Source organism: Arthrobacter sp. StoSoilB5, from assembly GCF_019977235.1.
Taxonomy (GTDB): Bacteria; Actinomycetota; Actinomycetes; order Actinomycetales; family Micrococcaceae; genus Arthrobacter.
This window is the reverse complement of sequence record NZ_AP024646.1, coordinates 2,217,992-2,229,291: the sequence shown is the minus strand read 5'-3', so window position 1 is coordinate 2,229,291 and position 11,300 is coordinate 2,217,992. Positions and strand designations below refer to the sequence as shown.

Genomic DNA, 11,300 nt, shown 5'->3' with positions numbered 1-11,300 from the left:
ATTGGGGTGATGTGGTTGCAATAGGCAACTTCGTGGGTGACGCTCAGTTACCGATAGTGGCGGACCGTGTGGCCCTCAGGAGCGGTTCGCCGTCGCAGAGCTCCTCCAGACTAATGTCCGGCACAAGCATGCCTAGGCTTCGACGGATCCCGGTCAGCAGCCCCAGTCCGCGAGGATCCACCGCAAGCGTGCGGGCGCGCGTGCTCCAGGCCGTCGCTGCCGCGGTTTGGTAACCGCAGCGTTTAAGCAACTCGATGCCCTCCGCGTCGGCCATCGACCCGCCGGCTTCCACTCCGGACACCAGTGCGCGCAGGTAACGTTCCAGCTCCGCGGAGCCGAGAAGCCCGGCGCGGACCACCAGGCCTTGGCCCGGCAGGTCCGGCAGCATCCTGTTGACGTCCATCACACGCCGCATCCCGGCCTGTTTGGCCAGTTGGTTGAACGGCGGCCCGAGCAGGGTCGCGTCCACTTGGCCGCCGAGCAGCGCGTCAAGGCGTTCGCGCACGCCGCCGACCACCACGTAGTCGACCTCGACGCCGGCGTCCCGCAGCAGGCGCTTGGCGATGAGCGCGAAACCGTTGTCGGGGGCGTCCACCGCGAACCGGCACCCTGCCAGGTCCGCCAGTGTTTCCATGTCAGCACCTGCATGGATGCCCAGCGGCGTGGTCGCCTCGACCTGGGCGATCAGGCGCAGGTCGGCCCCGGCCCGGGTCCATTCGAACAGGTTATCGATCGCCGTGACCACCATGTCCTGCTCGCCGGCGAGCAATTCCCTCAGCTGCTCGGCGCTCGAGGTGGTCCGGGTGGGCAACACCTCCACTCCGCGCAGGAATCCCAGCTCGTCGGCCAGCAGATAAGACACAGGCGGAACGAAGTGGCTTTGACGCAGGATCACGGGGCAGCCCTGCCGGCCGCGGCGACCGCGTCCGGGCGATCCATATACCAGGGAGGCAACTGCCCGCTGGGCCCGCGTACCGTTGAACGCTGGATGCCGAGACCGGAGATTTCCGCCTCCATCACGTCGCCGTCCTTCAGGAATCGGCCCCAGTGCGAACCGTTGCCCGCCGGCGAACCGGTGATGAGGACATCCCCTGGCAGCAGCACGGCCACCGAGGAGGCGTAGGCGATCAGGCTCGGGATGTCGAAGAGCAGGTCATCGGCGAGGGCGTCCTGCATCGGCGTGCCGTTGAGGCTCAAACGGATCCGGAGCTTCGCCGGGTCCGGGATGAACCGCTTGGGCACCACGTAGGGGCCGGTGGGAAAGAACGTCGGCTGGTTCTTCGCGCGGAACCAGTCGGTGCCCATCATCGCGATGTCATTGCGCGGGACCAGCGTGCGCGCCGTGATGTCGTTGACGATGGTATACCCGGCCACGTAGTCGAAGGCGTCTTCGGCCGAGACCCGGTGCGCCCTGCGGCCAATGACCACGCCGAGTTCCAGTTCCCAGTCGACGTTGCCGCCCACATCCGGCAACTGCACCTCATCGTACGCGCCGCAGACGGCCGATGGGATACCGGTCCAGACATACGGGTCCCCCGAGCGGCCGCGCTCATCGATTTCGGCTGCCGCGTCGGCTTTCAGTTGCGCCGCGTCGGCACCTTCGGCGCCGAGCTTGTGGGCCACGCTCATCTGCAGGACGTGCTCGCGGTAGTTCGCCCCGGCAGCGATGATACTGCCCACCGGCTGCACCGGCGGCAGCACGTTCAGCCCTTCGAGGGCCCGGGCACCGGCAACGGCCGGGTCGATGGACCCGAGCACATCCAGGTGCGCCTCCCAGCGGGCGAAGAGATCGCCGATGCGTGAGACTCCGGGCAGCACGGTGCGCAGGTCAACGACCTGGTCCCCGAAGACCGCCGCGGGGAACTGCTCCCCGGCGTCCTCGAAGGTGCCCAGCGCGTATTCGTTCGCGTGTTGCTCTCCCATGAATCCTCCAATAGCCACCATCTGTGGTCGTTATACCGGCGGGGCGACGTAGAGGCCCTTGTCCTTGTCGTTGAACATTTCGCGGGCAATGAACTCGTCCATCTCGCCGCCGGTGCCCCACTGGTCGGAGGTCTCGGGGTCGCTGGTGTCATAGATGCTGGGGTGCCAGGTATCCTCGTCGATCGAGTCCAGTTCCGTGGTGTACTCCATGGTGTTGCCGTTGGGATCGTGGAAGTAGGTGAAGGTGTTGTCCCCGGCCTTGTGGCGACCAGGGCCCCAGATCTTCTTGAACCCCGAACGCAGCAGCTTGCCGCTGCCGCGCATGTACTCGTCGATGCCGCGCAGCTCGAAGGACGCGTGCTGCAGCGAAGCATGCGGGCCGCGGGAGATTGCTATGGAGTGGTGTTGTGCGTTGCAGCGCAGGAAGTAGAAGAGGTCGCCCATGTGCGGGTGGTTCAGGGTGTCGGAGAGGCGGAAGCCCAGGTGCTGCTCGTACCAGGCGCGCATCTTTTCTGGTTCCGGGGAGTTGAGGACCACGTGGGAGAGCCGCACCGGGATCGCCTCGCGTTCCTCGATCTTGCGGTGCTTGCGCACCTCGACGTCTGAGGAGACCTCGATCGTGCGCCCTTCCAGGTCGAAGAAGCGGAAGCCGTATCCCCCGCCAAGGGTTTTGACGTCATCGGGTTCGCCAATGAGCTTCACGCCCTTGGCAATGAGATCCGAGGCGAGTTGGTCCACTGCGGTCTTGTCCGCCGCGCCGAACGCGACCATGTCAAGGCGCTTCTCCTCGGCCTTACGCACGCGGACCGAATACTGTTCCGGGGAGCCTTCGGCGGCGAAGTAGGTCACGCCGCCGTCGTTCTCCATTTCGGTGAGTCCCCAGTGGTTCTTGTAGAACTCGACCTGCTTTTGGTAGTCGGGCACCGCGATGTCGAAATGCCTCAGGTGTGTGATTGGGCTGAATGCCATGATGGTCTCCTGTGTTCTGTCTGTTGGACGCGGATTGGGGGTTTAGATGTGTGCCGGCACGGCGCGGCCGACCTGCGGGATGCTGCGGATGAGGCGTTCCAAGACCTCGGGTGTGTCGCCGAGGCCCAGGATGTACCGGTCCGGGCGAACGACGACGATCTGGGCGCCGGCGGCCGCAAGGATCTGTCCGACCTTGGCCGGATCGAAGAGCACCACGACGTCGTCGTTCCCCTCCAGCTGTTTGCGCAGGGAGGCAGGGAGCCCGGCATAGAGTTCGCGGGTAGTTGCCACCAGGAAGCGGGAACCCACCATGTCATCCAGCCGCACCCCGTCGGCCAGGATCGGCTGCATGCTGAGCCGGCCGGCACGGTCGTCGGTGTCGCCGTCGTGCAGGCCCGGGCCCAGCGGGGGGGCGACCGGTGCCGATGCGGCGGGGTTTGCGCGGATGAAGGCGTCACGCTGCTTCGCGGTGCCGGCGTCGGTGGTTTGCAGGAAGCGTGCGGCGTTGGTTGCCTGCTCGACCCAGAACCGTGCGTGCGGCTTCCGCTCGCTCTCGTAAGTGTCAAGGAGGCTGTCGGCTGCCGCACCGCGCTTGACGGCATCGAGCTTCCACACCAGGTTGGCCACATCACGCATTCCGGCGCAGAGGCCCTGCCCAAACAGCGGCGGGGCCTGGTGGGCGGCGTCCCCGGCCAGGAAGATGTTCCCGGCTCGCCACTGTAGGGCGATCCGCCCCCGGAACGTGTAGGTCGCCAGCCGGTCGGCAGTGAACTTGTCTACCGGCAGCACGCCGTCGCTGATCCTTTCTACACCCGCGGGGGTCGCGATTTCCTCGGGGTCATCCCCCTGCATCAGCATGAACTCCATCCGCACCCGCTTGCCGGGGAGGCGGATCCACAAAGCCGGCCGCGTGTGGTGGCCCAGGAAGATCATGTCCGAAGCCAGGCCGGGGCCTTCTTCCAGGATTCCGTCCGCGACCAGCCACTGCGCATCTTCGCCCAGTTTTTCGCACTCGATGCCCAGCGTCTGGCGGGTCTGCGAACGCGCCCCGTCCGCCGCGATCGCCCAGCGGGCGCGGATGAGAAGTTCCTCGTGGTCCGCACCGCGCACCGCGACCTCGACCCCCTGCCCAACATTGCGCACGGACAGCACGGTCATGCCTTGGCGGAGCTGGACGCCGGGAAGCTCCTCGACGACGTCCCGGAGCAGGACTTCGATGTCCGGCTGGTGGAAGGTGAGGTCATCGTGCCAACCCTGCGTGCCGAGCCGACCGGTCGGCACGGACACCAGGACTTCGCGCTCCTCGTTCTCGATGTGAAACGAGGCCATCGGCAACGTGGCCTCGGCAAAGCGCTCGGCCACCCCCAGCGACTGGAGCGTGCGGAAGGTCTCGCCATCGAAATGCACGGCACGCGCGGTGGGCCAAACCCGAACTTCGCGTTCCACGCCGACGGCGCTCAGGCCCGCGCGGCCCAGCAACGCCAGGGCCGTGACCCCCACGGGCCCTCCCCCGATCACAACCACGTCAACATTGACGACGTTTGCCATCTTTCTCCTTCGAGTTCAGTACGTATCGTTTCGCATAGAATGTAACACCCATCACTCTCACTGCACAAGGGACCCGTGTGGGCCTGAATTCGCGTCGAGCCTTGCGGCTCAGGCCTTCCAAACAGTCTTGAGGTTGCAGAACTCCCGGATGCCGACGGCGGCGAGCTCCCGTCCGAACCCGGAGCGCTTGATCCCGCCGAACGGCAGCTCCTGGAAGGAGACCGTCATGCCGTTGATGAAAACGGCGCCGGCGTCGAGGTTGGCCGTGAACCACTCCTGTTCCTGGGCGTCGTTGGTCCAGACCGCACTGGAAAGCCCGAAGGTGGTCTGGTTGGCGATTCTCAGGGCATCTTCGCGGTCTGCCGCACGGTACAGGGACGCGACGGGCCCGAAGGTCTCCTCCTGGATGATCCGCATCTCTTCGCTGAGCCCGGCGAGTACCGTGGGGGCATAGAAGAAGCCGGGGCCCTCGGGAATCGTGCCGCCGGTCAGCACCTGGGCACCCAGGGCGCGGGCGTCCTCAACCAGCTCGGCCAGCTCGTCGCGTCCGGACGCGGTGGCCAGCGGCCCCACCTGGGTCGTGGGGTCCAGCGGGTTCCCGACGGAAAGCTCCGACATCAGTTTCACAAATTCGGCGGCGAACGAGTCATAGACGTCGGTGTGCACGACGAAGCGCTTGCCGGCAATGCAGGACTGGCCGTTGTTGCTGATTCGTGCACGGACGGCTGTCGCGGCAGCGGCGGCGACGTCCGCTGAGGGCATCACAATGAACGGGTCCGACCCGCCCAGTTCCAGCACCGACTTCTTCACGTGGTCAGCGGCAATGGAGGCCACCGAGCGCCCCGCCGGCTCGGAACCCGTCAGCGTGACCGCCTTGACGCGCGGATCGGCAAGGACGGCCCCCACCTCGGAGCCGCCGATCAGCAGCGTGCGGAAAGAACCGACCGGGAAGCCCGCCCGCTCGAATAGGGTGTCAAGAAAGAGCGCAGCCTGGGGCACGTTCGAGGCATGCTTGAGCAGCCCGGAGTTTCCGGCCATGAGCGCCGGGGCGGCAAAGCGGATGACCTGCCAGAGCGGGTAGTTCCACGGCATGACCGCCAGGACAGTGCCAAGCGGTTCGTAGTGCGTCCACGCCCGGCTGGCACCGACAGTCGACGGGTCCGCCAGCAGGGCATCGGCCAGGAATTCCTCAGCATTCGCGGCGTAGAAGCGCATGGCCTTGACGCACTTGTGCACCTCGGCGATCGATTGCGCAATGGGCTTGCCCATCTCGACGGTGATCAATTCGCCCAGGCCCTCGGCCCGGTCCTCCAGAATGTCCGCCGCGGCCAGCATCCACTGCGCTCGTTTGGCGAAGGTGGTGCCGCGCAGCAGCCGCGCCGCTTCGGCGGCTTCCGCGATGCGCACTTGGACTTCCTCGGCCGTGTGCGGCTCGATGATCATTTCGGTCGTACCGGTGGTCGGGTTGACGGTTGCGATTGCCATGGGGGGATCCTTTTCCTTGAGACGTGTTCTCGATCACGATTGTATAGGATACGATTCGTATCGGATACTATTTGGATCCACTCAATAAATCCACCCACGCCCGCAGCCCGTGGACCGGCTGCCCGACATCCAAGGAGTGCCCCTATGAGCACCAATGGCGAGTTGCCGACCAAACTTCCGCTCTTCCTCACCGACGCCGACGTCGCCAGCCTTTCGGACTGGGCCGGGGCGATCGAAGTCATCCGCACCGCCTACAAGGCCCCCGGCGACGAGGCCGGAACCCCGGGGCGGATCTTCGCCCAGACACCGCGGGAATGGTTGCGGATCATGCCCTCTGTACCGCCCAGCGGCCAGCTGTTCGGCGCAAAGTCAATCGCCGGGTCCTTCGCGGACGGCCTGCGCGTCAGCTACCTGATTTCACTCTTCGACAAGGACACCGCAGGTTTGGTGGCGCTGGTTGACGGAAACCGCGTCACCGGCCTGCGCACCGCCGCGACCACGGCGGTGGGCACATCCACGATCGTGCCGCAACGGCCGCTGATAGTTGGAGTGATAGGCTCCGGCTTTGAGGCCCGTTCCCACCTCACGGCATTTTCCCACCTGCTGGAGTTCGCCGACATCCGCGTGTTCAGCCCCACCCCTGCCAACCGCGACGCCTTTGCAGCCGAATTCGACGGCGCGTTCGGCGCACCCGCACGTGCTGTCGGCTCGGCCCGCGAGGCCGCGGAAGGCGCGGATCTCATCCTGTGCGCCGCACGCTCCCGCGATGAGTCCCCGACGCTGCAGGCCGAATGGGTCGGCCCGAACGCCGCGGTCGTCTCAATCGGTTCAACCACCCCCGCCCAGCGCGAACTGCCCGCGGAGCTGATCGCCCGCGCCGCGGTGGTCGTGGTGGATACCCGTGACGAGGTCGTGCAGGGAAGCGGTGACATGATCGCGGCCCGGGCACACGGTGTCGAGGTCGATTCGATCGTTATCACACTCAACGACGTCCTGGCCGGTGAAACCAAGATCGACGCAGAGCACGGGATCAGAATCTACAAGTCAACAGGTTCCGGCCTGCAGGACATCGTGGTTGCCGAGATGCTCGTCGACCGCGCCCGCGCCGAGGGCATCGGCACCGTCCTGCCCGTCGGCATCGTCACCAGCCGCAAATAGCCCAGAGACAAGACCCCACTGACAACAATCAAGGAGTACACCATGGTGGACTACACCAAATCCGAAGCCCGCTCCTGGGCCCGGGAAAACTTTGTCGGCACCGTCGCCGTCACGCACCCATCGTTCACCCCCGACTTCTCCGGCATCAACGAAAACGCGATCCGCCACGACATCCTCCTGCTCAAGGAACGCGGTTACAAGGGTTCCCTGCTGATCGCGGAAGCCAACATCACCCCGGAGGAGAACGCCCGCATCACGGCCATCGCCCGCGAAGCAGCCGGCCCGGACTTCGCACTCTTCTTCCACGCCATCTTTGGCACCCTCGACGAAAACATCCACGCAGCAAACCTGGCCAGCAAGGCCGGCGCCGACCGCGCCCTGCTGGCCTACCCTTCCTCATTCTGGCCGACCTCCTACGACGAGGTTTTCGACTACACCAAGCGTTTCACCGACGAAACCGACTTGGCCACCATGCTCTTCCCGCTGCCCGCCTGGGGCTTCGAGCGCATCCACCCCGCCGGCATGAGCGTGGAGTTCGTGCGCCGCGTCCTTGACGCGATGCCGAGTATCGTCGCCATCAAGGCCGAACAGGGCTACCCCGGCATCCCCGGAGTCATGGAGATGTACCACCACTTCCGCGACGAAGTAGTGATCTCCTGCCCCATCGAGGCCGAAATAATCCCCCTCATGTCGGTCCTGGACGTTCAGTTCTCCGGCACCGCGAACACGAACTGGATGGGCGATTACTACCCCAAGGCCTTCGAACTGGCGCGCACCGGCAGGTGGGAAGAAGCCATGAAGCGCTACTGGGAAGTCCAGCCGGCCCGCGCCGCCAATATCGCTGTATCGTCCACTTCCACTCCGGGCACCAGCTCCATCAACCGCACCCAGTGGAAGTACCAGGAGTGGCTCTCCGGCTTCAACGGCGGCGCCCTGCGTCCGCCGGCAGTCAGGCTACCGGACCGCTTCATGAAGCAGCTGCGCGCAAGCCTGGAAGCCTCGGGGCTGCCCGTCACCGACTCCCCTGACTCCGAGTTCCTGCGCGGACGCGTCAGCGCCTAAGTCCTGCGCGGCCCTGCGCCGGCATGGGAAAGCACCTTGGAACACTGAACCTCATGCTTTGCTGGTGCAGTGTTCCAAGGGGTTTTTTGCGTGTGACTTGCGGATACAGTGCCCGGAGACGCGGTCGGGGCCACGACAGCGACTTGTCGGCCGTCAAATTGCGCCCGAACTTGGGCTCGCCCCGATCCAGCGAACACGTTCCCATTTGGCGAAACCATCGGACATCTTCGTGAACAGATGTTTCGTGGAGTATCAAATCGGACCGCCGACGGACATGCCGCCGTGTACCTTGCCTCCTGGTTTCCAAGCCCGTGGCCGCATACCGACCCGGGGTTCGTCCCGGCACCCAACCAGTGTGGCAACCGGAAATCCGGCGCCCTCAATCCATGGCGGCCGCACGCTCGGGGGTTCCTTCCGCGCGCACGGTGCCAGTTGGACCGACTTCCGCTTGCTTCGACGCCCCAGTCCGCCTCGATCGCAGGCGAAGCCCCGTCAGCGAACCCAAAAGCACTCCGATGGGCAACAGCAGAACGACGAACAGACTCGAGAGGCCCATTCCGACCGCGATGAGCGTCCCACCGGCAACGCCCCCGTCAGCCGCCCCCAACCGTCCGCCGAATTCCGCCACACCGATTCCAGTACCCCGCATGCTTGCCGGGTAGGCCATGGCGGCCAGGACGCTCCGCGTGGGGCCAAAGGCCGTTGGCAGAATGAATCCGGTGATCCCCAGCACCACGAGCAGGGAACCAAACCCCGGATCGGGTATGAGATAAACCAAGACCGACATGACGGCAGCCAACCCGAGGGCAACTCCGATGACCAGGAAACGGGACACATTGGCCAGGATGGCGCCAAGCACCACGCTTCCCAAGACACTCGCCAAGCTGTAGGCGCCGACGATGGTGCTGCTCTGCACGGTGTTGAGCCCGGGCACCGGAAGCTGAAGCAAGGTAGGCAGGTACTGGGCGATCAGCAATTGGGTGCCCAAGGAGAAGAAGCCGAATAGCCACAGCAGGACCGTCGTGGGGGCCAGCGGCCGTGACGGATAGTCCCCAACGATACCTTGGACCCCGGGCCGGACAATTCCGCGCCCCGGACGCCGGGCGACACGGTGCGGATCGTCGGGCGCTTGGCCGAGAGGAATGCGGGGGATTCGGGGACCACGATGGCAAGCGCCGCGACCGCCGCCACCGGGATCAGGCCGGCCACTACGAGGAGCACGCGCCATCCCGCGGTGGGGATCAAGGTGCCGGCGAGAGCTGCCCCGACCGTTGTCCCCAGGCCCACTCCGGCGTAGGCCGACGCGAGCAGTGCCGCGCGCCGTCTTTCGGGGATCAGGTCCGCCAGCAGGGTGTTTCCGGACGCCATTGCGGCGCCCATCCCGAGGCGGGCCAGAATCCGCCAGACGGCGAATGCCGTGAAGTCGCCAGACGTTCCCCCCAAAGCGGTGGCCCCGCCGAAGACGAGAACGCTGCCGATGAGGACGGACTTGCACCCCACCTATCAGACAGGCCGCCAGCGACGATGGCACCAAGGCCCATGGCCAGGAAGCCAACGGCTAGCACGAACGCGATGCCGCCCCCGACGGAGACGCCCCAGCTCTTTATGAGCGTGGGAAAGACGTGGCTGACGATCGTGACGTCCATGCCGTCGGACAACAGGACGAGCGTGATCAGAGTGAAGTAGATCCAGTGCCTGGGCGTCAGGTGTTCGGAGCTCGACCTGCCGGGAGACCGGGTATCGGATTCACCCCTCGTGTTCAAGGCTCGGGCCATCCCTATGCCCCGGGCTGTGAGAAGAACTCGTTGAGCCGGTCGGTGGGCAGGTAGTCCTCCGGGGCGCCGGCCAGGTCGGTCAGGTCATTGTGGTCCCACGAGGGATCCGCGAGCATGGCGAGGTTCTCCCGGGAGACAATCACCGAGGGTTCAACGATCTGGTTGATCTTCGGACCCTGGCCCTTCAGGATGCGCAGCGCCACGTCCGCCACTGCCTCACCGGTGCGCACAGACGGGGTCGTGGTGCCGAAGAACGGGTACTCCTGCTTTGCCAGCGCCCAGGAAGAGAACCCGCGGCTCGATCCGTCGTCCGCGATCGGCGGCACGTCCATGCCCGAGTCGTCAAAGGCGTTGCGGATGCCTACGCCCATCGTTCCGGCCTGGAGAACGGCGTCAACCCCGGCAGGGTTGGTCGCCAGGAACTTCTGGACCTCCGCCTGGGCTTTTGCCGGCTGGAAAAAGCCGGTGACCGTTCCGGATACCTTAATCTCGGGGCAGTTTTTCAGGACGGCATCGATGCCCAGGTTCGCGAAGGTCGAGGCCGGGATGCCCGGGATGCCATCGACGCGCAGGACGTTGCCCTTGCCCCCGATTGCCCTCAGCGTGCCGGCGGTGACCTGGGCGATCGCGAGCGGGGTATTCCTCGTCACGCTGACGGCGTACTCGGAATCGATCGGCACCTGAGCGGCAACCAGCGGGATGCCGGCGTCAAATGCGGCCTTGGCCAGGCCCACGGAAGGCTCCGGTGCGATGGGCGTGTAGATGATCACGTCCGGCTTGAGTGAGAGCGCCTCATTGAACTGCTGGAGCTGAAGGGGCACGTTCGACGGGTCATCCGGGGCGAATTCGCCGACGATCTTGACACCACTGGCCTTCAGGCTCGTGCGGATCGCCGCCGACATGGAGGCAATGAAAGGGCTGGCAGGTGGCATGCCCACGATCGCGGCCGTGAAACCATCAGTCTTCTTCGACTTGTAGCCGGCCCATGCCGATTTCCGGATCTCGTAGGGGTAGAGGTCGTATCCCGCAGCGATCTCCTTGGGGAAACCGGCCAGCAGGCCGTTCGGATCGTTCACCGTATCCGTCGGCAGCGACCCGCAGGTCCCGGCGGCCGCGGGCTCCGCCGCGCCGGGCGCGTTCCCTCCGGAGGAGCCCGGGGCCGCTGGCCCCGATGCCGAGCAGCCTGTCAGAACGAGGGCGCCGGCACTCAGGATCGCGGCGCCGAATGTTGTGAAACGGGGGAAAGAGGTCATCTTCTTCATGTGTTCTTCCTTGCCGAGTGAAACGCTTCGTTGCGTATCGCATAAGAGTAGACACATGCTGTACGATTCGTCTAGTTTCGAATATGACCTACACCACATTAGTTGGCAAGGAGATCCG

At 65.5% G+C, this 11,300-nt stretch carries 10 protein-coding genes; 2 read left to right on the top strand and 8 right to left on the bottom strand.

Annotation, left to right across the window (positions count from 1 at the left end):
- Nucleotides 1-43: 43 nt before the first annotated feature.
- From LDN75_RS10115 to LDN75_RS10095, 5 genes are all read right to left on the bottom strand, one after another.
- Nucleotides 44-895 carry an ABC transporter substrate-binding protein gene (locus LDN75_RS10115; RefSeq protein ID WP_223937146.1) on the bottom strand — a complete coding sequence of 284 codons (852 nt, stop codon included), beginning with the start codon at nucleotides 893-895 and terminating at the stop codon, nucleotides 44-46.
- On the bottom strand, nucleotides 892-1,923 hold the full coding sequence (locus LDN75_RS10110; protein WP_223937145.1) for a fumarylacetoacetate hydrolase family protein: 1,032 nt from the start codon (nucleotides 1,921-1,923) through the stop codon (nucleotides 892-894). The genes LDN75_RS10115 and LDN75_RS10110 overlap by 4 nt, the downstream gene beginning before the upstream one ends.
- A gap of 30 nt (nucleotides 1,924-1,953) precedes the next feature.
- Entirely contained in the window at nucleotides 1,954-2,892 is a 939-nt protein-coding gene (locus tag LDN75_RS10105; protein ID WP_223937144.1) for a VOC family protein, read from the bottom strand.
- Between the two features lie 42 nt (nucleotides 2,893-2,934).
- Nucleotides 2,935-4,440, bottom strand: a complete 1,506-nt coding sequence (locus LDN75_RS10100; RefSeq protein ID WP_223937143.1) for a bifunctional 3-(3-hydroxy-phenyl)propionate/3-hydroxycinnamic acid hydroxylase — start codon at nucleotides 4,438-4,440, stop codon at nucleotides 2,935-2,937.
- A 108-nt stretch (nucleotides 4,441-4,548) separates the two neighbouring features.
- A complete protein-coding gene (locus LDN75_RS10095; RefSeq protein ID WP_223937142.1) occupies nucleotides 4,549-5,925 on the bottom strand; it encodes an aldehyde dehydrogenase family protein in 1,377 nt (458 codons plus the stop codon).
- Nucleotides 5,926-6,069: 144 nt separating this feature from the next.
- On the opposite strand from LDN75_RS10095, the gene LDN75_RS10090 reads away from it, so the two are divergent.
- Nucleotides 6,070-7,083, top strand: coding sequence for an ornithine cyclodeaminase family protein (locus LDN75_RS10090; protein ID WP_223937141.1), 1,014 nt, complete (start codon nucleotides 6,070-6,072; stop codon nucleotides 7,081-7,083).
- A 42-nt stretch (nucleotides 7,084-7,125) separates the two neighbouring features.
- A complete protein-coding gene (locus LDN75_RS10085) occupies nucleotides 7,126-8,145 on the top strand; it encodes a dihydrodipicolinate synthase family protein (protein ID WP_223937140.1) in 1,020 nt (339 codons plus the stop codon).
- A gap of 379 nt (nucleotides 8,146-8,524) precedes the next feature.
- On the opposite strand, the gene LDN75_RS10080 is transcribed toward LDN75_RS10085, so the two are convergent.
- The 3 genes from LDN75_RS10080 to LDN75_RS10070 form a co-directional block, all read right to left on the bottom strand.
- Nucleotides 8,525-9,133: an MFS transporter gene (locus LDN75_RS10080; RefSeq protein WP_223937139.1), complete on the bottom strand. Its 609-nt coding sequence runs from the start codon at nucleotides 9,131-9,133 to the stop codon at nucleotides 8,525-8,527.
- Nucleotides 9,115-9,645 carry an MFS transporter gene (locus tag LDN75_RS10075; protein WP_223937138.1) on the bottom strand — a complete coding sequence of 177 codons (531 nt, stop codon included), beginning with the start codon at nucleotides 9,643-9,645 and terminating at the stop codon, nucleotides 9,115-9,117. Before LDN75_RS10075 ends, LDN75_RS10080 begins: the two co-directional genes overlap by 19 nt.
- Nucleotides 9,646-9,922: 277 nt before the next feature.
- Nucleotides 9,923-11,182 carry a substrate-binding domain-containing protein gene (locus LDN75_RS10070; RefSeq protein WP_223937137.1) on the bottom strand — a complete coding sequence of 420 codons (1,260 nt, stop codon included), beginning with the start codon at nucleotides 11,180-11,182 and terminating at the stop codon, nucleotides 9,923-9,925.
- Nucleotides 11,183-11,300: the final 118 nt, after the last annotated feature.